Consider the following 23463-nt stretch of genomic DNA (forward strand, 5'->3'; position numbering starts at 1 on the left):
CGGCGTCAGTCTGTTTTCCAGCTCCCCCTTCTTGAAGATCGCGCGGCCCTCGGCGCAGGCGAGGTAATCCACGAAGGCCTGCGCCCGCGGGTTGGCAGGGAGGGCGTGGCGCGCGAGCAGCGCGGCTTCCTCCTGTTGTGAACGTTGGGGGCGGCCGCGAATGTTCCCTCGATTCGGTCTATAGTCCCTGCCCAATGGCGATGAACCGAGCAGAGAGCGATCGATGGACAAGCGACTAGAGCTGGAACCCGCGGCGATTCAGGAGGGCGCGGCGCATGCCACCGGGCCGGCCGGCCCGGCCCCGGGCACGCCAGACGCGGTCGCGATCGAGATCGAGGCCGATCCGACGCTGGGCTACGCGTCGATCCAGAACGCGGTGCCGGTCCTGCGCTCGCTGCGGCTGAGCAACCGCTCGCAGGAGACGTTCGAGGACGTCGAGGTCCACATCCGTTGCAATCCGGCCTTCGCGCAGCCCGTGCGGCTGCGCTTCGACGCGCTGGTGCCGGGCGAAATCCGCCGCATCGCGCCGCTGGACCTGACGCCCGACCATGCCTACCTGGCCGAGCTGCAGGAGGCCCAGCGCGCCGCCATCGAGGTGACGGCGCAGGCCGATGGGCGCGAAGTGGGCCGGGCCTCGCAGGCTGTGGCCGTGCTGGCCTACGACCAGTGGGCCGGCACGCGCGCCCTGCCGGAACTGCTGGCCGCGTTTTCCATGCCCAACAACCCGGCCGTGGATGTCTTGATCGGCAAGGCCGCGCGGCTGCTGCGCGAGCAGCACAACGACCTGACCATGAACGGCTACCAGTCCAAGAGCCGAGACGTGGTCTGGAAGCAGGTGTCGGCCATCTACAGCACGCTAGCGGCCGAAACGCTGCATTACGCCGAGCCGCCCGCGTCGTTCGGCGTCGACGGCCAGAAGATCCGCACGCCCGACCGCATCCTGGAGGCCCGCGTGGCCACCTGCCTGGATCTGGCGATGTTGTTCTCGTCCTGCCTGGAGCAGGCCGGGCTGCGTCCCGTGATCCTGATGAAGGAAGGCCACGCCTGGGTGGGCGTGTGGCTGCATCCGGCCTGCTTCGCCGATCCGCTGACCGACGACGTGCAGGCCGTGCGCAAACGCGTGGACAGCGGCGAATTCCTGGCGTTCGAAACCACGGGCATCGCCCAGCATCCGAATTTCCGGCCGTCGCTGCGGCTGGCGTTGGAACAGGGCGCGGCCCACCTGCGTGAAGACGAGGCCTTCCGCTATGCCATCGACGTGCATCGCGCACGCGAATTGCAGATCAAGCCGCTGCCGTCGCGCGCCGGCGCCACGGCGCCGGAGGGGGGCGACGCCACCGAGGCGCCCGCAGCGATCGAGCCGACGCCCGACCTGCCGCCGCTGGACCCGGAATTCGTCATCAGCCTGGAGCCGGCCGACGACAGCCCCGAAGGCCGCCTGGCCAAATGGAAGTCGCGCCTGCTGGACCTGACGCTGCGCAACCGGCTGCTGAATTTCAAGAACACCAAGTCGACGTTGCCGCTGGTGGCGCCCGACCTGGCCCGCCTGGAAGACGCCATTGCCGATGGCAGCGAGTTCCGCATCCGTCCGTTGCCGGCGGCCTTGATGGAGGGCGGCGATCCGCGCGTGGCGCAGGTGCATGTCGACCGTGGCGGCCGCGCACCGCTGGACGACATGGCGCTGGAGGCCCTGGGCAACCAGGAGCTGATCGCGCGCGTGCCGCAGGAGGCGCTGGATGCCAACCTGCTGACCCTCTTCGGCGCCGCGCGCACCGGGCTGGAGGAGGGGGGCGCCAATACGCTGTACCTGGCGATGGGCATGTTGCGCTGGACCGAGCATCCCGCCGCCGAGAGCGCCCACCTGGCGCCGCTGATCCTGATGCCGGTGTCGCTGCAGCGCCAGTCGGTGCGCAGCGGTTTCCGGCTGCTGCGCCACGATGACGAGACCATCATCAACCCCACGTTGTTGCAGATGCTGCGCAACAACTACGAGCTGCGCATCCCCGGCCTGGACGTGCTGCCGACCGACGACAAGGGCGTGGATGTGGCGCGAGTGCTGCAGGCGTTCCGACTGGCGGTGCGCGAGATCGCCGGTTGGGAAGTGCTGGAGCAGGTGCACCTGGGGATCTTCTCGTTCACCAAGTACCTGATGTGGAAGGACTTGCAGGATCGCAGCGGCCAGCTCAAGGCCAACCGCGTGGTGCGGCACCTGATCGACCATCCCGGCCAGGCCTTTGCGCAGGAGCCCTGGGATCCGCGTTTCGAGCGCCTGGACGACAGCTACCGGCCGCAGGACCTGTTGACGCCGCTGCTGTCGGATTCCTCGCAATTGAAGGCGATCTGCGCGGTGGACGCCGGCCGCGACCTGGTGCTGGAAGGCCCGCCCGGCACCGGCAAGAGCCAGACCATCACCAACCTGATCGCGCACCTGCTGGCGCGCGGCAAGACGGTGCTGTTCGTGTCGGAAAAAATGGCGGCGCTGGAGGTGGTGCACCGGCGCCTGGCCAACATCGGGCTGGCGCCGTTCTGCCTGGAGCTGCATTCGTCCAAGGCGCGCAAATCCGAAGTGCTGCAGCAGCTTGGCCGCGCGCTGGAACTGGGCGGCCAGCGCACCAGCGAGGAGTGGAACCGCGAGGCCGAACGCCTGGGCGTGCTGCGCCAGGAGCTGAACGGACTGGTCGAAGCGCTGCACCAGCGTCACGCCAATGGCCTGACGGTCTATGACGCCATCGGCACCTGCATCCAGCACGCTGGCCGTGAGGCGTCGCCGATGTACTGGCCCGATGCCCAGGCGCACGACGAGAAGGACCTGGAGCGGCTGCGCGAGGCGGCGCGGCGCATGTCGACGTTGTCCGGCGAGCTGGGAGCGCTGCACGGCCACGCGCTGGCGCACATCGGCATGACCGAGTGGAGCCCGAGCTGGCAGGACGCGCTGCTGGCGGCGGCTCAGGCGCTGGACGAGGCGGTGGACGCGTTCAAGACCTGCGTGGAGGCCGCCGGCGAGGAACTGGGCGTGCCGGCCGCGGGCTTGAGCCTGGACGCCTACGCGCGCCTGGACACGTTGATCGACGTCCTGCTGGCCGCGCCGCAGGTGCCCGCCGGCCTGGCCGCGCAGGCGCATGACCCGGCCGCGCGCCTGCGGGTGCAGGCCCTGGCCCGCCATGGCCTGGCGCGCAATGCGCATTGGGCCGAGGTCGGCGCGCAATGGCAGGCGCGCCTGGCGGACCTGGACGCGGCGGCGCTGCGGGCGCAATGGCAGGCCGCCTGCGCCGCCTGGTGGCCCAAGTCGGTCTTCGCCAGGCGTGGGGTGCGCAAACGCCTGGCGGCGCTGCGCGTCGATGCGCGCCGTCCGGACGACGCCGCCATTGCCGCGATGCTGGAACCGCTGGCGCGGGTCAACGCCGAGGACCGCGAACTGGCGGCGCTCAAGGCCGATGCCGAGCGCCTGTTGCAGAATGACTATGCCGGCCTGGACACGGATTGGGAGCAGGTCGGGCGCCACGAGCAGTGGGCCGAACGTTTCGCCGAGGCGGTCACGCTGATGGCCGGCGATCCGGCCATGGCGTCCGCGCTGCGCACGCGCCTGCAGCCGCTGGTGGGCGAGAACCGCGCCTTGCTGCAGCCGGGCGCCGCGCTCGGCCAGCGCCTGCTCGACGCCCGCAACGCGTGGCGCGGGCTGCGCGATCAACTCGCCGTGGTGGAGGCGCTGGCGCATCCCGCCGCGCCGTTGGCAGGCCTGCCGCAGGACAGCGGCGCGCTCGAACGCCTCCAGGGCGTGCTGGCCGGATGGCGGCTCAACAGACAGAGCCTGATGCCGTGGTGCGTCTGGCGCCAGGCGCGCGAACAGGCGGTCGGCATGCAGTTGCAGGGGCTTGTGGCCACGCTGGAGGCGGGGCGCGTGCCGCTGGCCGGGGTCGAGGCGCATTTCGAATTCAGTTATCGCAACTGGTGGGTCAAGAAGGTCATTGACCGGTCGCCGTTGCTGCGTTCGTTCTCCAGCGCCGACCACGATCGCAAGATCCGCGAGTTCCGCCTGGCCGACGACCGCTTCCAGCAGCTCACCTCGGCCTATATCGCGGCATTGCTGGCCGGCAAGGTGCCTGCCAACAATGCCCTCCTGGTCAGTCCCGACAGTGAGCTGGGCCTGTTGCGCCGCGAACTGCAGAAGAAGACGCGCCACGTGCCGGTGCGCCAGCTCATGCAGCGCCTGCCTTCGCTGCTGCCGCGCCTCAAGCCCTGCCTGTTGATGTCGCCGCTGTCCGTCGCGCAATACCTGGATGCCGGTCACTCGCAGTTCGACGTGGTGGTGTTCGACGAGGCCTCGCAGATTCCGGTGTGGGATTCGATCGGCGCCATCGCGCGCGGCCAGCAACTGGTGGTGGTGGGCGATACCAAGCAGTTGCCGCCCACCAGTTTCTTCAGCAAGTCCGCCAACGATGACGACGGCGCCGGCGACGATGGCCAGGTGGAAGACCTGGAGAGCATCCTGGACGAATGCCTGGGCGCCGACATGAACCGCCTGCGGCTGCAGTGGCATTACCGCAGTCGCCACGAAAGCCTGATCACGTTCAGCAACGTGACCTACTACGATTCGCAGTTGATCACCTTCCCGTCGCCGGTCACCGACGACGTGGCGGTGCGGCTGGAACGCGTGGCCGGCGTCTACGACCGCGGCGGCAGCCGCAGCAACCGCGCCGAGGCCGAGGCCATTGTCCAGGGCATCGAGCAGCATTACCTGGATCCGGCGCGCCGCCGCCAGAGCCTGGGCGTGGTGACGTTCAACCAGCCGCAGCAGTCGCTCATCGAAACCCTGCTGGACGCGCGCCGGCGCGCCAATGCCGCCCTGGACAAGGCGATTTCGGCGCAGGCGCGCGAGCCGCTGTTTATCAAGAACCTTGAGAACGTGCAGGGCGACGAACGCGACGTGATCTATTTCTCGATCACTTATGGTCCGGACGCGGCCGGCAAGATGACGATGAACTTCGGCCCGCTCAATGGCGAAGGCGGCCATCGCCGCCTGAACGTGGCGATCTCGCGGGCCCGCGAAGGCGTGGTGATCTACAGCACGCTGCTGCCGCAGCAGATCGACCTGTCGCGCGTGCGCGCCGCCGGCGTGCGCGACCTGAAGCATTACCTGGAGTTTGCGTTGAAGGGGCCGCGCGCGCTGGTGGAACAGTCGCTGCCCACCGGCAGCGAACCCGACAGCCCCTTCGAGACCCAGGTCATCAAGGTGCTGCGCGAGCGCGGCTGGGTGGTGCATCCGCAGGTCGGCTGCTCGAGCTACCGCATCGACATGGGCGTGGTCGATCCGCGCGCGCCGGGCCGCTACCTGCTGGGCATCGAGTGCGATGGCCGCGCCTACCACGCCGGCGCCACCGCGCGCGACCGCGACCGGCTGCGGCAAGTGGTGCTGGAAGGCCTGGGGTGGCGCCTGCACCGGATCTGGTCGACCGACTGGTGGATCAATCCCGAACGCGAAGTGGAAAAGCTGCTGGCGCGCCTGGAGGCGGAACTGGCGCGCGAGGAGGAGGAGGCCGCGCCGGAACCGGAAGTCGCGCCCGAGGCGCCGGACGCCGCGGACGACGACGTGGCATTCAGCATCACCACCGAGGGCGAGGCGCAGCCGCGCCAGGCCGATCCGGCAGGCGCGCCGGCGAGTGGCATCGAGACCTACGCGGTGGCCGCGCTGCCAGCGGGCGATGCGCAGGCGTTCTACGTCCAGGCCAGCAACGCGCGGCTGAGCGCCGAATTGCGCCAGGTGATCGAGACCGAAGGCCCCTTGCCGGAAAGCGTGCTGCATCGCCGGGTGGCGCGGGCCTGGGGCCTGGAGCGCACCGGCACGCGCATCGTCGAGCGCCTGCGGCAACTGACGCCGGCAGACAGCGGCCGCACGCAAGAAGGCGAGGTCACGTTCCTCTGGCCCGCGGGCACGCGGGCGGCGGACTGGGCGGGCTTTCGCGGCGCCGGCGACGATGAGGCCTCGCGCCGCCGCGTCGACGACGTCTGCCTGCAGGAACTGGCCAACGGCGTGCTGCGGGTGCTGGCCATGACCGGCAACGCCCCGCGCGCGGATGTGATCAAGTCGGTCTGCCGCCTGCTGGGCCAGTCGCGCACCCCGGCGGACGCCGAGGCGCGGTTGGGCCAGGCGCTGGCGGCGCTGCTGGCGCAAGGCCGGGTGCGCGAGGACGCGGGCATGCTGCGGGTGGATTGAGGCACCGCGGCGCGCCTCGGGCAAGAACGCCGCAAAACGCTGCATCACTGTGTGCAATGTTGCGGTTGGCGCGACGCGTAAGTGTCAGTCTGTAATCACACGGCGGGACGCGAGCGGCCCGCGCCGCGCCCCGCCATTCGTGGCGCCGCCGCAGGAGCGGCGCGGGGCGGACGCAGCCTTTGGTGTCAGCTTGTGTTCAGTCGGGCGGCAAGATTTTGATACGTCCGAGGGCAGGACTCGCCTATTTCGTCCATGGCGCGGACGTAGAATCGCGGTTTTCATCAGTGCCACACGGCTGATAGGAACAAACCATGAAAAAGACAATTCTCCTGGCGTCGGTCTGCGCCGCCTTGCTGCAGGCTTGCGCACCGGTTTCCCACACTGGCGAAGGATCTTCCACCATGTCCACCTCTTCCTCGACGCCCGCCGCCAACGCATTGAGCCTGCCGGCCTACCACTGGCGCCTGGCGTCCGCCACCGATGCCTCGGGTAAGACCATCCCCGCCTTGCAGAAGGGCATCGAACAACCGCTGCGCCTGTCGTTCTCGGCCGATGGCATGAACATCCGCGGCGGCTGCAACACGCAGTTCGGCGGCTACACGTATAAGGACGGCGTGCTGCATGTCGCCAACCTCGCTTCGACGATGAAGGCGTGCGAACCCGGCCTGATGAAACTGGATGCCGAGATCGGCCAGCGCCTGAAGGGCGACCTGCGCGCCACGCTCAGCGGCGAGTCCACCGAACCGGCCCTGGAACTGGTGGCGCAGGACGGCAGCGTGCTGAAGTTCGTCGGCGAGCCGACACCGGAAACCCTGTACGGCAGCGCCGGCGAGATCATGTTCCTGGAAGTGGCGCCCAAACGCGCCGATTGCAGCCATCCCATGATCCCGCGCTACCAGTGCCTGATGGTGCGCGAGCGCCGCTACAACGAGGCCGGTGTGCAACTGCCGCCGCAGGAAGACTGGCATCCGCTGTACCAGTCGATCGAAGGCTACGACCACCGCGATGGCGTGCGCACCGTGCTGCGCGTCAAGCGCTACGACTGGAAGAACCCGCCGGCGGACGCGCCCTCGAAGGTGTACGTGCTGGACATGGTGGTCGAGCAGGACGCCTCGGGCAAGAAGAAGTAAACGCCGGCCGCGCCCATTCGGGCGCGGCGTCTCAAGCGGCTCCCCCGCGCGCCCCGATCGCGGAAAGGGAAGGGAAGGAGGCGGATTGAACGCCTTCATCAATAATGATTACAATTCCCATTCCCGAAATACTCAAGGCGCTGACGCGACGGCCATGTCGTCCACGGAATCCCTGGAACACCGCGAGCTGGGCAGGCTGTACCGCGACCATCACGGCTGGCTGCGTGGCTGGTTGCTGCGGCGGCTGAACGTGCCGGCCGAGGCCGCCGACCTGGCCCAGGACACCTTCCTGCGGCTGCTGGCCTCGCCGGCATCGATGGCGCAATTGCAGGGCGTGCGGCAGCCGCGCAGCTTCCTGGCCACGGTGGCGCAACGCACGCTGGTCGACCACATCCGCCGCCAGGTGCTGGAACGCGCCTGGCTGGAAACCCTGGCGCAGCAGCCCGAGGCCAGCGCCATTTCACCCGAGACTCGGGCCATCCTGCTCGAGACCATCCGCGAGATCGACGCCATGCTGCACGGCCTGGGCGACAAGGTGCGGCGCGCCTTCCTGATGTCCCAGTTGGAAGGGGCCAGCTACGCCGAGATCGCCGCCCGCCTGGGCGTGACGGTCAGTTCCATCAAGAAGTACATGGCGCGCGCCACCGAGCATTGCCTGGTGTACGCGCTGGCCCGGCAGTAGGCGGCCATGGCGGACAAGACCATCGCCGCGGCGGCGCAATGGTACGCGCGGCTCTGCGCAGACGACGTCAGCGCGGCCGACGTGGCGGCGCATGGGCGCTGGCTGGCGGCCGATCCCGAACATGCGCGCATCTGGGGCCAGGTGGAACGGCTGCGCGGCACGCTGGGAGCCGCGCCGGCGCGCCTGGCTGCGGACACGCTCAATCGTGCCGACCAGCACTTCTCGCGCCGCCGCGCCGCGCTGCGCAACGGGCTGGGCGCGGTGGCGCTGCTGGGCGCCGGCGGCCTGGCGGCCTGGCGCACCCTGCCGACGGAGCGGATGCTGGCCGACTACCGCACCGGGGCGGGCGAGCGCCGCGAACTGCGGCTGGCGGACGGCACCTTGCTCTGGCTGGACAGCGCCAGCGCGGTCGACGTGACCGTCGACGCCGGCCAGCGGCGCATCTTCGTGCATGCCGGCGAGATCCTGGTCGATACCGACAACGTCCGTCCCGGCCTGCCGCCCTTGCGCGTGCGCACCGCGCACGGCGCGGTGCGACCCTTGGGCACGCGTTTCATCGTCACGCGGCAGGATGACCTGACGCGGGTCGCGGTGCTGCGCCATGCGGTGGCGCTGGAACCCGCGACGGGCGGCGCGCCCGTGATCCTGAAGGCGGGCGAGCAGGGCACGCTTGCGCTCGCGGGGGCGCAGGCGGCCGGCGCCATCACCGGCGAACCCGACGCCTGGACGCGCGGTCTGCTGGTTGTCGACAACTGGCGCCTGGACGATTTCGTTGCCCGGCTCGACCGTTATCGGCCCGGGCTGTTGCGATGCGACGATGCCGTGGCGGCGCTGCGCCTGTCGGGGGCCTTTCCCGTCGACGACACCGACCAGGCGCTGGCCGCCGTGACGCGCGCGCTGCCCGTGAACATCGCGCGCTTTACCCGTTATTACGTCCGCATCGTCGCCCGCCACTGATTTTTTTCGCTCGGCATTGTCCTTTTTCCGCGCTCGTCCGACTTAGCAGGGATTACGTCGGATCTGCCACACGGAAACCTGAGTCCATGCCTTCTGTACCCTCGCTTCGTCACTCCGCCACACTCGCGCCCCTGGCGCGCGCCGTTGTCATCGCGTTGACCGTCCTGGGCGCTGCGCCGTCCGCGCAGGCGCAGGCCGTTCCCGGCGCGCAGGCGTCGCGTCACTATGATGTGCCGTCCGGTCCGCTGGGCCTGGCGCTGAGCCGGTTCGCCGCCCAGGCCGGGGTGGTGCTGTCGTTCGACGCCACGCTCACCCAGGGCCGCCAGAGCGCCGGCCTGCGGGGTGACTATGGCGTGGCCGCGGGCCTGGCGGCGATGCTGTCGGGCACCGGACTGGAGGCCGTCAACCACGGCGGCAACCGCTATGGTTTGCGCGCCGCCAATGCGCAGACCCTGGCGCCGGTCGAAGTGCTGGGCGCGCGCGAACCCGCGCCCAGCGAAGGCACCGATTCGTACACGGTCGGCGTGTCGAACACCGCCACCCGGCTGCCGATGACGCTGCGCGAGACGCCGCAGTCAGTCTCGGTGATGACGCGCCAGCGGCTCACCGACCAGGGCCTGAACACGCTGGAAGACGCCATCGTCAACACCCCGGGCCTGACCTTCAAGAAGAAGGGCTCGGCCGACGACAACGAGAAGGGCCTGTATGCGCGCGGCATGGAGATCACCAACATGCAGGTCGACGGCGTGCCGACCCACAAGGACTTCAATGCCCTGGGGCTGGACACGGCGCTGTATGACCGCATCGAAGTGGTGCGCGGTTCCACCGGGCTGCTGAGCGGGGCGGGCAACCCGGCCGCGTCCATCAACCTGGTGCGCAAGCGGCCGACCCGCGAGTTCGAGGCCGGCGTGGGCGCCAGCATCGGGTCGTGGGACTACAAGCGCACCGAGTTCGACCTGGGCAGCCCGCTGGATGCGTCGGGCAAGCTGCGCGGGCGGCTGGTGGGCGCCTGGCAGGAAGGCGGCTCGTTCATCGACCGCGTCAAGCAGGATTCGCAACTGCTGTATGGGGTGGTCGAGGCGGACCTGACCGAGCGCACCCTGCTGACCCTGGGCGCGGAATACCAGCGCAAGAAGTGCACGGCGTGCTCGTACTTCGGCTTTCCCGCGTACTACGCCGATGGCTCCAAGACCGACTTCCGGCAACGGTTCAATTCCGCCACCAACTGGAGCCGCCAGGAACGCACGCGCTACAACGTCTTCGCCACGCTCGACCACGAGTTCTCGTCATCGTGGAAGGGGTCGCTGACGCTGTCGCGCACCGGCGACGACAACGACCGCACCTATGGCTGGTTCAGCAGCAACGGCTGGGCCAATCCGCAGACCGGGCAGGGCGCCTCGGTCTGGGTCGCCAAATGGCCGATCCCCAAGACCCAGAACGCGCTGGACGCCAGCCTCAGCGGCGCCTTCGACGCGCTGGGCCGCCGCCACGACCTGGTGCTGGGCGTGAGCCTGTCGCGCACCCGGGGCGACTACGACACCTATCCGCTGTGGACCGCGCCCGGCTATGACCCGGTCATCCCGGACGTGCGCGCCTGGGATGGCGACATGCCGCAACCCCAATGGCAGGCGACGGGCAAGCGCTACTACACCGAGAAGCAGAACGCGGTCTATGGCGCACTGCGACTGCGCCCGACCGAGGCGCTGTCGGTGATCCTGGGCTCGCGCGTCACCTGGTGGGACCAGCAGGCCTCATACACCTACAACGACGGCTCGGCCTATCCGGACAACATGCGCGAGCAGGGCGTGTACACGCCGTATGCCGGCGTGATCTACGACCTGACGCCGACGCTGTCCGCCTATGCCAGCTACACCAGCATCTTCCTGCCGCAGCAGGCCCAGACCGTGTCGGGCAGCGGCGTCGCGCCGATCAAGGGCAATACCTACGAGATCGGCCTCAAAAGCGCCTGGCTGGACGGCCGCCTGAATGGCGCGCTGGCGCTGTTCCGCACCCGCCAGGACAACTACGCCATGCTGGACGGCGACAAGCTGGCCCCCAATGGCGATAACGCCTATGTCGCCGCCAACGGCGCCGTGCTGCGCGGCGTCGAAGCCGAGCTCAGCGGCGAGCTCGCGCACGGTTGGCAAATGCAGTTGTCGTACGCCTACGTCAACCGCCGCCTGCCGACGGGCTTCTCGACCCAGGTCGGGCTGCCGCGCCACATCGCCAAGCTGTACACCACCTACCGCCTGCCGGGCGACTGGAGCGCCCTGACCGTGGGTGGCGGGGTGCGCTGGGAAAGCCAGAGCGGCTTCACCAGCCGCGGCCCCGGCGGGCAGCAATTCGATTCCTCGCAAAGCAGCTATGCGCTGGTGGACCTGATGGCGCGCTACCAGTTCAACCGCCAATGGTCGGCCACGCTGAACCTGAACAACGTGCTGGACAAGAAGTACTACGCCAGCACCAACGTCTACAGCAATTACTACGGGGCGCCGTTCAGCGCGATGCTGGGGGTGAATTACCGGTATTGATCGGATTGTCTTGCAATACGCGAGTTATCGGCCTTCCAGCATCAGGCGCGTGCGTTCTTCGGTCGATGGATGGCTGGAAAGCCAGTTCGGGGTGGTGCCGGCCACTCTGGACTGCGCCGCCAGGTCTTGCAGCAGCTTTGCCAGCAACGCAGGGTCCTTGCCGGTCTTGCGCATGAGCGCGACGGCGGTCGCGTCGGCATCCCGCTCGAAATCGCGGGAATAGGACAGGTCCAGCAGCCCCGTGCCCAGCACGCTGGCTTGGTGCAGCAGGCTGGAGGCATCACCGGTGAAGAACAGCGCCACGGTCGACAGGCCCGCCAGGCGGCCAAGACGGCGTATGCCGTGGCGGTGCTGGATGTGGCCGAGTTCATGGGCCAACACGCCCGCAAGGGCCTGGGCTGTTCCGGCCAGGCGCGCCAGTTCGTCCGTGACGATGACGGGGCCGCCCGGCAGCGCCATCGCGTTGGCGCCCACCAACGGGCCGCCTTGGCGGAACAACAACTGCGGTGGCGTCGCGCCCAGGTCGGCGTGCGCCACGAGTTCATCGAATACGGCCTGGATGGCCCGCCGGGTGTCGGGGGCGAGTTGGCTGGGGCGCAGCACGAGGCGATCGAGTGTATGCAGGACGTTGGCGCCGATGCGCGCTTCGGTAGCGGGGGGAACGGTGCGTGCAAGGCTGTCGCCCAGCCAGGGAATGGTCCAGCGCAGGCTGACGACGAACGCCAGGGTAGCCAAGGCCGCCAGTCCGAGCGCGGCCAGATTGAGGCGCTCCAGGCGATGCAGCAGATGGCTGCGGCGGCCGAGCAGGCGTTCCAGGCGGTCGACCTGATCGTTGTCATCGGTTTCGAAGACGCTGTCGTCGGGCAGCGTGGCACGCCGGGCTGTCGTGCCGATACGGCTGGACCATCGCAGCACGCCGGCCGGCAGCGTGCGGCGCGCCTGGCCATGCAGCAACGACACGGAGCCATCCGCCTGCCATCGCAGGCTCGCCGGATGGCTGGCCGCGCTGCCGGCGGCGTAGAGCCGGCCGTGGATGATGACCGATACGGCGTCGCCTGGCGACGCCGGGGAGCCCGCCGGCTCATCCGTGTGGTCAGAGGGCCGAGACACCGGCAAAACCTTCGAGCTGGCTGAACTCGGCACCGAAGGCGCCGGGGACATGGGCCAGTTGCCGTGACACGAATTCATCCAGGCCAGGCGCCGCCAGCACGGTGATGCGCTGCGTCACGTAGCGATACCGGCGCACGCGCGCCCAGGGGTAGGCCAGCCCCAGCGTCAATATGCTGGCCGCGATGCCGGACAGGGTGATCCAGGTGTAGCGCCAGGGCGCCACGGCGCTGTGCAGCCGGTGCCTGCCTTGTAGCGTGCATCGGTTGAGAATTTCATTGTGGGCGCAGGCGCCGTAGTACAACGCGGCTACGATCAGCGCGGCGTAGAGTGTCGCGAGCAGAACGGGGAAAACGGAGAGGAACATGTGCGGTCCGGCCGAAGGATGGCGATGCGACGGGTCGGTAAGCCCCCGCAGCATTTCGCTAAACGAGAACTCGGGATTTGCGGCCTGACCGACCCATTGCGCGGCCAACATTCCGACCAGGCAGACGACTATGAATATGCCCATGCCGCGCAGCAACCCGGCATACAGGATCGCCAGGCGAGGGGCGCTGAAGAAGGCGGCGTAGCCGTAACGGTGGCCTCCCGCCACATAGCTGGCACGTTGTTGCGTGGCCAGCGGGGTCAGCAGCCCGAGCGTGAAGATAGAGAGCAGCGGCAGAAATACGAAGACGAGCAGCGCGCGTCCGTAGCTGCCCTGGAAGCCGAACCGCACGTTGCTCCAGGAGGTCATGTACGCGCGGAAACCCAGGCTGGCATTGACCAGCCATGGTACGGCCAGCAGGATGAAAAGCGATAGCAGCCGTTCGGCAAGCGGCCATACCGCGCCGATGAGCGAGACAGCGGCGATGATTGCAATGGCGAGCAGGCGCCCTTTGAATATCTGCCCGCCCGTGGCGTGATAGTCGAACCCGGCGCCTGCCAGGTAGGTGTGGCCGCGGAACCAGCGCATCGTCCTGACCTTGGCCCAGGCCGACCAGATGCCCAAGGTGCATAGCGTCAACAGGACATTCACCGCCCACACGCCAAAGTAATCACGGGCGCGGCCGCGGAACTGCAGCGGCAGCGCTTGTGACGCTTCGTCGGGCGCCGATGGGAGGGGGGGCGTGCCGCTGGCAGCGTGGGTGCCCGCACCGGCGGGGGAGGGAAATTGCGACATCGGACTATCTCGGGAACGGCTAACGAAGGGCTTCGCGGATCGTAGCGATGCAGGCATCGGCGATGCCATCGGATAGGTCTGCTATTGAGACGCGGTCCTCGCGGTTTAGGATAGGTCCGCCAGGTTGCCCGGGACGGGACGCGCCATTCAGTACACTTGCCGGTGCGATGATCTCCGGGCGGTTGCCTCCCGCGAGGCGCGCCGCAGCCACGCGGGCGGGGCGTCCGCCCTTGCGCCAACGATATTCCACGGATTCCCTGCCATGCCCGCTGCCCACGCCACGCTTGCCACCGCGCTGCGCACCCCGGTCGTCTCCGCCGACGACGCGGAAACACTAGACGGTTTTTTCAAGCGGCCTGAGGTGCGCGCGTTCTACGAAGATGCCTTGGCGTCCGCGCACACCGCCGCCAGCCTGCGGTTCTGCGCCGAACTGCTGCCGTCCCTGCACCCCAGCCGGGCAGCGGCGCTGGCGCTGATGTGCGGCTCGCTGGTGGAGGACGGCGCCGATCCCGTGCTGCTATTCCCCGCGTTGCAGGCGTTGCTGGGCCCGTGGTTGCGGACCCTGCGACCGTATTGCGCGCTGGAGGTCGAGGACGACGACGCCGAAGTCGAGGAAGCCGACCGCCTGGCCTGGAAAGAGGCGGTGGCGCGGCTTGAAGCCATTCCCGAGGACCGGCGCTGGGAACTCGATGCGCAGGTCGCCGCCATCGACACCCTGGTGCTGCCGATGATGGCCATGCTGATGCGCGACCAGCGCAATCACCAGGCCTTCGTCGCCGACGCCGATCTGATGGACCTGCTGTATGCCATGACCACGCTCAACGACAACCTGCCGTTCGAGCAACTGCACTACCTGTGGCTGGCCTCGCGCATCAGCTACGAGGAAGAGCTCGTGGTGGTGTTGCCCACCTCCGGCACGGGCTTCGTGGCGCGGGCGCACGGCATCAATAACAATTTCCACGCCTTCACGCTGTTGCAGAACCTGATGCGCGACCACGTCCAGGCCCTGGGCGTGCGCCGCGAGATCGCCGCGCGCGAGCCCGACGCCGAGCGCGACAGCGCCGATTTCCAGTGGCTGCAGGCCGATGCCTATGCGCAGGGAAGGCTGGTCAACGACATGCGCTTTGCCTGGGGCGAGGCGGCGCTGCGCGACAACCTGGCCAGGCACGGCAAGCGGGTGCTGATCGCGCTGGAGACCGAGGACGGCATGCAGCGCAACTGGTCTGGCTTCAACGGTGCGATCCATGATGCGCAGCAGCCGTCGATGACGTTCGTGCGCTATCTGACGGCGGATGAGGTAGTGGCGTATCTGACCTGAGCGGCAGGCGGCGGCGCCGCGCCAACGAAGGCGGCGGGCGGCCGGCACGACGCGGTGCAACAGATGAGCGACGGATGTTTCTCTTGTCTTGCGCAGCGCTTTTCATCCACATAGTATTGAAACTCATTTTTATTTGAGTTCCTCAAGACGCTCGCCGGTCGCTCGCGTCGGAATGAAGTGGATCGTGACTGCAGCCTATCCCCTGGTCTCGGCCGTCAAGGCGCTCTATGTCGACCATCACGGTTGGCTCACTGCCTGGCTGCGCCGCCGGTTGGGATGTCCGGAGCAGGCGGCGGATCTGGCCCATGACACTTTCCTGCGGCTGCTGACGGCCAGGGTTCCTCCCGCCGAACTGGTCGAGCCGCGGGCCTGGCTGACCACGGCCGCGCGCCGGCTGATGCTCGACCGCCTGCGGCGCCAGCGCGTCGAACAGGCCTATCTCGAAGCCATGACGCTGGCGGCGGATGCCTTGCCGCGAGGGGCGCCATCACCCGAGGCGCTGATGAGCGCGATACAGGTGGTGGAGCAACTGGCAGCCGCGCTGGCTGCGCTGGCGCCGAAAGGGCGCGAGGCGTTCCTGTTGCATTACCTGGAAGACCACAGCCAGTTGGTGGTGGCCGAGCGTCTCGGAATCTCCGTGCGGATGGTGCAGAAGTATCTGGCGCAGGGGCTGCTGCGTTGTCACCGGGTGCTGGCCTGATGATGGCCGGGCGATCCGGTCGCCAACCGGAAGCCGCCGCATGAGGCGCGTGCCGATCCCCGATGCCATCGCCGAACAGGCCGCCCGGTGGGTCGTGCGCCTGAGTTCTGACGACGCGGCCGAGCGCGACGCCGCGCAGCGCGAACTGGAGGCGTGGGTGCGGCAAAGTCCCGTGCACGAGGCGGCGGCGCGGGGCATGCGACTGGTGGTGGACCGGATGCAGGATCTGCGCGGCTCGGCGGCGCAATCGGGGGCGAAATCGGGGGCGCCGGCGCGGGCGGGATTCGAAGCGGCGTTTGCCCATTCGGGCAAGCGCCGCGCGAGCCGGATGCTGTTCGCGATCGGTGCGGCGTTGCTCGTGGCCGCGGCGGGCGGGATGACACTGCGGGTGTATCCCGCGTCCTATCTGATGGCGGATGTGCGCAGCGTGACCGGCGAGTGGCGCGTCGAGCTGCTGGAGGACGGTTCGCGCGTCACCCTGGCCGGTGACAGCGCGGTAAACCTGCGATTCGACCGCCAGCGCCGGGAGCTGGAATTGGTGCAGGGACAGGCGCTGATCGAGGTGGCGAAGGATGCGCTGCGTCCCTTCGTGGTGCGCACGCGCGAGGCGCGGCTGGTCGCGCTGGGTACGCGCTTCGCAGTGGATCGGCATGACGGCGTGACGAAGCTGGCAATGATCGAATCGCGCGTGCGGGTGGAGGCGGCCGGCACGCCACCGACGCAAGCGCTGGTGGTGCGGGCCGGGCAGCGCGTGGCGGTTACGGCGCAGGGCGTCGGGCCGATTGCGGCGGTCGATCCCGGCCAGGTGGAGGACGCCTGGAGATTCCATCAGTTGGCGGCGCGGGACCAGCCGCTGGCGGACGTGCTGGAGGAGCTGAATCGGCACCGGTCCGGCCGCATTTTCTATGACGAGGCCGCCTTGGCGGGGATCCGCATGACGGTGGTGTTGCCACTGGACGATACCGGCCGGGCGTTGCGATTGCTGGCCGAGAGCGTACCCGGCCTGACGCTGCGGTTCGCCTCGTCCTATTTCGTGTGGGTGGGGAGGACCGGTGGCGAAGCCGCCCGCTAGTCCGGGAAGATTCCCTGCGATGGGTGGTTCGTGTTTTGGAGTCCGGCGCGTCATGTCTTCTGAATGGCGATGATCCGGGACGTATCGATAGGTCCCGGCGCCCGAGCTGAGGACCACGATCATGCACAAGCTCCACCCGGCAGGCCCGCGCCGCCGTTTCCGATTTTCACCGCCGCCCCAACCCCGCGGCCTGCCCCCCGCTGCCCGCCTGGTGCTGGCCGGGTTGGGCGCGTCGATCGCGCTGATTGCCCAGGCGCAGCGCGTCGACAGGCAATACGACATTCCCGCCGGCTCGCTGGCGGACGTCTTGAGCCGTTATGCGCAACAGTCCGACATCGCGTTGTCGCTGATTGCCGAACAGGTGGCCGGTCGCGAGAGTCCGGGGCTGCATGGCCGCTACGCGCTGGAAGAAGGCTTCGCGGCGCTGTTGCGCGGTAGCGGCCTGCAGGCCCGGCGCAGCGCATCCGGCTATGTGCTGGTGGTGTCGCCGGGAGCCGTGACCCTGGCGCCGGTCGAGATCGAGGGCGATGCGGTGGCCGGGAAAGAGGTCTATGCCGCGCCACGTTCATCCGTGTATCTGTCCAGCCGGGACCTCGACCGTTTCGGCCGGGTGTCGGTCGGTGATCTGCTGGCCGGCATACCGGGGGTGCAGGTTGGCGACAGCCGCAACGGCGGCGCGCTGGACGTCAACATCCGCGGCATCCAGGGGCAGAGCCGGGTGGCGGTGCGGGTCGATGGCTCCGAGCAGGCGCTGGACGTGTACCGCGGATACGGAGGCACGGCCCAGCGCAGCTATATCGACCCGGACCTGATCAGCGACGTGACCGTCAACAAAGGTCCCTCCGTGACGTCCGGCGCCATCGGCGGTTCGGTGGAAATGCGCACGCTGGGCGTGCGGGACATCCTCACGGAAGGCAGCCGGGTCGGCCTGCGCCTGAAGGGCGAGTTATGGAACAACGGCGTGGCGCCGCCACATCGTGGCGTCAATCCGCCATCGTCCTCCACAGGGGAGCCCTCGGCGAATGATCTGAGTGCCGTTCCGCACGATAGCCATGGCAGCCTGTTCGGGTCGCGCGCGGAATCGGGCAGCCTGGCGTTTGCCTATGCCAACGACCGCCTCGACTTCGTGGCGGCCTACGCGCACCGCAACCAGGGCAACTACTTCTCGGGCAAGAAGGGGCGGGAGCGTTATCGCATGTATTACCCGGGTGGTCGCTACGAGAGGAACAGCGTGGCCAAGTCCTACAACCCTGGCGAGGAAGTGTTGAATTCGTCGGCCGAAACCGAGTCGACGCTGTTGAAACTGACGCTGCGACCCGCCGAAGGCCACGCATTGGAACTGGGCTATCGCCGCTACGCCGGCAAAATCGGCGAAATCATGCCGTCGGACATCATCCGGTCCGGCACGGCGGGCATCACGCAGTATCCGCTGGGGGAAATCGGTATCGACACCTATACGGCGCGCTATCAGTTCCAGCCGGCGGACAATCCGCTGCTGGACCTGGGCGTGAACCTGTGGATGACGGATGCCAAGACCAGCCAATTGACCTCGGTGTGGGCGCCGGCGTCTCAGGCCTACGTGACGGATCGCCGATGGACCCGGCAGGCCGACCGCCGCATTGGCGGCGATCTGTCCAATACCTCGCGGTGGCGCACGGCGCGCGGCGATGTCAGCCTCAACCTGGGCGGCTCATTCCAGGTCGAGGATCTCCGGCCGCAGCGCAGCGTGGTGACGACGCAGCAGGACATCGACGGCAACCGCGTGCTGCGCGATGCCTCGCGCCGGGAGTTCAGCCTGAATGGCAAGCTGGAATACCGGCCGGTGGCGTCGCTGACGTTGTGGGGCGGCGGCCGCTACAGCCATTTTGACGTCAGGGACCGCGGCGTGTATTCCACCGCCATCCGCGAATCGCGCTCCTATCGCCCCATCATGGTGAAAAAGCCGGGTGAGTGGTGGTGGCCGGGCAACTTCGGTTACCAGACGTGGTGGCCGGACGAGCAAGGCCTGTACACGGACGCCACCGACCCGCGCCTGCATAACGGCATCGTCTTCCAGGACAGCAACCGCCCCGAGGTCGGCGTGCCGTACGACGACTTCGGGGCGGGCTCGACCCGCGTCTATGACGAGGATGTGAAAGAGGTCGTCACCGGCTATGCGCATGCCCCCAGGCTGCGCAGCCGCGGCGGCGGCTTCGCCCCATCGGTGGGCCTGAACCTGGAACTGGTGCCGGACACTTTCGTCTATGCCTCGTACACCCAGGGGCTGCGGTTGCCATCGCTGTTCGAGACCAGCCTTGGCACGATGAGCCTGTCACCGGGCAGGGGGCTCAAGCCAGAGCGTTCCAATAGTTGGGAATTCGGCGCCAGCACGGTGCGTGGCAACCTGTTGGCCGATGGCGACACGGTCGCCGCCAAGGTGGTCTATTTCAACAACAACATCAAGAACTACATCGTGCGCTACTACGACTATGACGGGGTGGAGGAGCTGACCGAAAAGGCATTGCAGATGCGGAACACCGACCGCTACAAGACCAGCGGATTGGAATTCCAGTCGCGCTATGACGCCGGGCGGGTGTTCGCCGATCTGGCGGCCACGTATTACCTGAAGACCGAGACCTGCGACGCCGCCTTCGCGCAGCACTTGCGTGACAACCCCAGCGCTATGCGGCATACGGAAAACACGCCGACGTGCACCCCTGGCAGTTTCATGGGTTCGTATACCAACGCTCAGAATCCGCCCAGGCTGGCCTTGAGCCTGACCGCCGGCCTGCGCTTCTTCAATGAAGCGCTGACGCTGGGCGGGCGCATGGCCTACACCTCGGGCCCCACGGTCAAGGCCGACCAGCCGTGGCAGGAAACACCGACGACGAAACAGCTCGTGTACCACCCCGTGACCCTGTTCGACCTGTTCATGACCTACCAGCTGCGCGAACGGGTGATGGTGAGCCTCTCGGTGCAGAACCTGACGAACCGTTATTACCTGGATCCGCTGGCGCAGAGTTTCATGCCGGCGCCGGGCCGGACGGTACGGATCGGCATGCAGACGCGTTTCTGAGCGCGCGGCGTCCGGGGACGGGCAGTCCGCACGCGAGGCCTGCCCGCGCCGGCATCTATACCAAGGTATACGCCCCATGATCTGTTCGGAACGCCGTCCCGGACCTACACTGCCGCCTGTTGCAACCCTATAGGAGCCCGCCGTGGAAGACGACGGAAGTACCAGAACCCACGGCGCACGCCGGGTCTAGCGGGTCTGCATTTTTTTGTCAGCCGCCACGCCCGTCCGGATCGATCCGGAGCCGCGACGGCTTGCATGCGCCATCCGAACCCCTGCGGGCGGAATCGCCCGTTTCCAGGAGACGCGCATGCTGTTCCATACCCTTTCCCCCAATCCCGTGCGCCGCGCGGCCCCCGCGCCGGCCTTCATCAACCTGACGTTCTACGGCAGCCCCGCGGTGCTGGCCCTGATCCGCAAGCGCCTCTACGAGGAACTGCGGCAGCGGTCGGAAACCGTGGCAGACGTGCGTTACTCGACCGACGGCGAACAGGCCTGCACCGCCATCAGCCTGCGCAGCGACAGCGGCAATCCCTGGCCCGTGATTACCTGGCTCAGCGACCTGTGCCGCGAGCTTGGCGTGCATACGCTGCGTGTCGGCGTGGCGCCAGCGCCGCGCGCGCAGGCGCCGGCCGTTCCCGTCCCGCATTGATTCCGCCTTACCCGATTCTCAATTTCCACCAAGCCCGCGCGGGCCGTGGACGGGGGACGCTCGCGCCGTGAAAACGGCGGGCTCCCACCGGCGGTGCGCGGGTGGGAGCAGCGAACATGAAGCAAGTCCAAGAAGCCTCGTTGCCGGCCCCGCGCGGGCCTCGCAGCGAGAAGACCCCCGCGGCCGGCGCCGCGTCGGGCAAGAACCGCACGATGCCGGTGGCGCGACATGCCGGCCTGTCGGTGCACGAAAGCCTGCAGACGCTGCAGACGCAACGCGCCGGGCTGAGCGACGCCGAGGTTGCCGCGCGTCGCGCCGTCGACGGCCTGAACGAGGTCGCGCACGACAAGCCCGCGCCGGCCTGGCTGCAGTTGCTGCGGGCGTTCCGCAACCCCTTCGTGCTGGTGCTGCTGGGCCTGGCGGCGGTCTCGTACCTCACCGATATCCAGTTCGCCGCGCCCGCCGACCGCGACTGGACCGGCATCGTCATTATGCTGACCATGGTGACGGTCAGCGGCCTGCTGCGCTTCATCCAGGAGTACCGCTCGGGCCGCGCCGCGGAGAAGCTTAAGTCCATGGTGCGCAGCACCGCCACGGTGGTCCGCCGCGACAGCCAGTCCAGCGAGCCGGTGCGCCGCGAACTGCCGATGAACGAACTGGTGCCTGGCGACATCGTCGAACTGCAGGCCGGCGACATGATCCCGGCCGATATCCGCCTGCTGCAGTCGCGCGACCTGTTCATCAGCCAGGCCATCCTGACGGGCGAAGCGCTGCCGGTCGAGAAGTACGACACGCTGGGCAATGTCAGCGCCAAGCGCGCCGAGGCGCAGGCGGGCGAGAACGCCGAGTTGCTGGACCTGGCCAACATCTGCTTCATGGGCACCAATGTGGTCAGCGGCACCGCCACCGCGGTGGTGGTGGGGACCGGGCCGAATACGTATTTCGGCTCGCTGGCCAAGAACGTGGTGTCGACCAAGCGCGTCGAGACCAGCTTCGACCGCGGCGTCAACAGCGTGTCGTGGCTGCTCATCAAGTTCATGCTGGTGATGGTGCCAATCGTGTTCGTCATCAACGGCGTCACCAAGGGCGACTGGGTCACCGCGCTGACTTTCGCGCTGGCGGTGGCGGTGGGGCTGACGCCTGAAATGCTGCCGATGATCGTCTCGGCCAACCTGGCCAAGGGCGCGGTGGCGATGGCGCGGCGCAAGGTGGTGGTCAAGCGGCTCAACTCGGTGCAGAACTTCGGCGCGATGGACGTGCTGTGCACCGACAAGACCGGCACGCTGACGCAGGACCGCATCATCCTGGAGCATCACTTCAACGTTGACGGCGACGTCGACGACCAGGTGCTGCGCCTGGGGTGGCTGAACAGCGCCAACCAGAGCGGCCAGCGCAACCTGATGGACCGCGCCATCCTGGCCCGGGCGCGGGAGCTGCGCGGCTGGGACCGCAGCGCGCATCACGAGAAGGTCGACGAGATCCCGTTCGACTTCGTGCGCCGGCGTCTGTCGGTGGTGGTGCGCAGCGTCGACGGCGGCCTGGAGATGATCACCAAGGGCGCGGTCGAGGAAATGCTGGCGGTCAGCACGGGCGTGATGATCGACGGGCAGGAACGTCCGTTGGACGCGGCCATGCGCAAGCGCCTGCTGCGTAGCGCCGAGGCCTACAACCGCGATGGCTTCCGGGTGCTGGTGGTGGCCTCGCGCCGCCTGGAGGACAGCGGCCGCACGCAGTTCCAGGCCAGCGACGAAAGCGGGTTGGTGGTGCGCGGCTTCCTGACGTTCCTGGATCCGCCCAAGGATTCGGCGCAGGCCGCGATCCGTGCGCTCAACGACTACGGCGTGGCGGTGAAGGTGCTGACCGGCGACAACCCCATCGTGGCGGCCAAGGTCTGCCGCGACGTGGGCCTGGATCTGGGTGACGACGACGCGCGGGTGCTGCTGGGCGCCGACATCGAGCAGATGGATGACGTGACGCTGTGCCGCCGCGCCGAAACCGCGGTGCTGTTCGCCAAGCTGACGCCGCTGCAGAAGTCGCGCGTGGTCAAGGCGCTGCAGGCCAACGGTCACACCGTGGGCTTCCTGGGCGATGGCATCAACGATGCCCCCGCGCTGCGCGACGCCGACGTCGGCATCTCGGTGGACAGCGGCGCCGACATCGCCAAGGAAACCGCCGATATCGTGCTGCTGGAAAAGGATCTGATGGTGCTGGAGCAAGGCGTCATCAAGGGGCGCGAGACCTTCGGCAACATCCTCAAGTACCTGAACATGACCGCCAGCTCGAACTTCGGCAACGTGTTCTCGGTGCTGGTGGCGTCGGCGTGGCTGCCGTGGGAGCCGATGCTGTCGCTGCAACTGCTGATCCAGAACCTGGTGTACGACATCTCGCAACTGACGCTGCCGTGGGACCGCATGGACGATGAGTTCCTGAAGAAGCCGCGCAAGTGGGAAGCGGGCAACATCCAGCGCTTCATGCTGTGGCTGGGGCCCACCTCGTCGGTGTTCGATATCACCACCTATTTCCTGATGTGGACGGTGTTCGGCGCCGGCGCGGTCTATGCCCTGCATGGCGGCGACGGCGGCCAGACCATCATGAATTCGGGCTGGTTCATCGAGGGCCTGGTGTCGCAGACCTTCGTGGTGCACATGCTGCGCACCCGCAAGATCCCGTTCCTGCAGAGCACGGCGTCGCTGCCGGTGCTGTTGTCGACCACCGCCGCGATCGCGCTGGCATGTTGGCTGCCCTTCTCGCCGATCGCCGAGTCCATCGGATTCGTGTCGCTGCCGCCCATCTACTTCGGCTGGCTGGCGCTCACCATCCTGGGCTACATCGCGCTGACGCAGCAGGTCAAGACCCTCTACATCCGCCGCTACGGCCGGTGGTACTGAC

General features: G+C 68.1%; 13 protein-coding genes. 11 read left to right on the forward strand and 2 right to left on the reverse strand.

Annotation, left to right across the window (positions count from 1 at the left end; translation table 11 throughout):
* The first annotated feature begins 223 nt into the window (after positions 1–223).
* The 5 genes from proA to HV783_RS01885 all read left to right on the forward strand — a co-directional run bounded on the left by proA (position 224) and on the right by HV783_RS01885 (position 11511).
* On the forward strand, positions 224–6211 hold the full coding sequence (gene proA, locus HV783_RS01865) for an anti-phage protein ProA (protein ID WP_175188598.1): 5988 nt from the start codon (positions 224–226) through the stop codon (positions 6209–6211).
* Positions 6212–6612: 401 nt separating this feature from the next.
* Positions 6613–7341, forward strand: a complete 729-nt coding sequence (locus HV783_RS01870) for an META and DUF4377 domain-containing protein (protein WP_217481223.1) — start codon at positions 6613–6615, stop codon at positions 7339–7341.
* A 154-nt stretch (positions 7342–7495) separates the two neighbouring features.
* Positions 7496–8023 (forward strand): sigma-70 family RNA polymerase sigma factor, encoded by a 528-nt coding sequence (locus HV783_RS01875; protein ID WP_006389156.1) that lies wholly within the window; start codon positions 7496–7498, stop codon positions 8021–8023.
* Between the two features lie 6 nt (positions 8024–8029).
* Positions 8030–8980, forward strand: a complete 951-nt coding sequence (locus tag HV783_RS01880; RefSeq protein ID WP_175167736.1) for a FecR domain-containing protein — start codon at positions 8030–8032, stop codon at positions 8978–8980.
* A gap of 86 nt (positions 8981–9066) precedes the next feature.
* The gene (locus HV783_RS01885; protein WP_175188599.1) at positions 9067–11511 is read left to right on the forward strand and encodes a TonB-dependent siderophore receptor; all 2445 of its coding nucleotides are present in this window, start codon (positions 9067–9069) and stop codon (positions 11509–11511) included.
* 24 nt (positions 11512–11535) lie between these two features.
* Here the strand turns inward: HV783_RS01885 and HV783_RS01890 are convergent, their stop codons facing one another.
* Together HV783_RS01890 and HV783_RS01895 are read right to left on the reverse strand one after the other, a co-directional pair.
* Positions 11536–12621, reverse strand: a complete 1086-nt coding sequence (locus HV783_RS01890) for a M48 family metallopeptidase (protein ID WP_175188600.1) — start codon at positions 12619–12621, stop codon at positions 11536–11538.
* Positions 12605–13780, reverse strand: coding sequence for a YjgN family protein (locus tag HV783_RS01895; RefSeq protein ID WP_175188601.1), 1176 nt, complete (start codon positions 13778–13780; stop codon positions 12605–12607). The genes HV783_RS01890 and HV783_RS01895 overlap by 17 nt, the downstream gene beginning before the upstream one ends.
* 262 nt (positions 13781–14042) lie before the next feature.
* On the opposite strand from HV783_RS01895, the gene HV783_RS01900 reads away from it, so the two are divergent.
* From HV783_RS01900 to mgtA, 6 genes are all read left to right on the forward strand, one after another.
* Complete coding sequence (locus tag HV783_RS01900; protein ID WP_175188602.1) at positions 14043–15098, forward strand: hypothetical protein; 1056 nt, start codon at positions 14043–14045, stop codon at positions 15096–15098.
* 184 nt (positions 15099–15282) lie between these two features.
* Positions 15283–15798: a sigma-70 family RNA polymerase sigma factor gene (locus HV783_RS01905; RefSeq protein WP_338075989.1), complete on the forward strand. Its 516-nt coding sequence runs from the start codon at positions 15283–15285 to the stop codon at positions 15796–15798.
* A gap of 40 nt (positions 15799–15838) precedes the next feature.
* Positions 15839–16870: a FecR family protein gene (locus HV783_RS01910; RefSeq protein WP_175188603.1), complete on the forward strand. Its 1032-nt coding sequence runs from the start codon at positions 15839–15841 to the stop codon at positions 16868–16870.
* Positions 16871–16991: 121 nt separating this feature from the next.
* Positions 16992–19925: a TonB-dependent receptor gene (locus HV783_RS01915; protein WP_175188604.1), complete on the forward strand. Its 2934-nt coding sequence runs from the start codon at positions 16992–16994 to the stop codon at positions 19923–19925.
* A 307-nt stretch (positions 19926–20232) separates the two neighbouring features.
* Positions 20233–20574: a hypothetical protein gene (locus HV783_RS01920; RefSeq protein WP_054501645.1), complete on the forward strand. Its 342-nt coding sequence runs from the start codon at positions 20233–20235 to the stop codon at positions 20572–20574.
* Between the two features lie 116 nt (positions 20575–20690).
* Complete coding sequence (gene mgtA / locus HV783_RS01925) at positions 20691–23462, forward strand: magnesium-translocating P-type ATPase (protein ID WP_175188605.1); 2772 nt, start codon at positions 20691–20693, stop codon at positions 23460–23462.
* The last annotated feature ends 1 nt before the right edge of the window (position 23463 follow it).

Source organism: Achromobacter dolens, assembly GCF_902859745.1.
Lineage (GTDB): Bacteria > Pseudomonadota > Gammaproteobacteria > Burkholderiales > Burkholderiaceae_B > Achromobacter > Achromobacter dolens.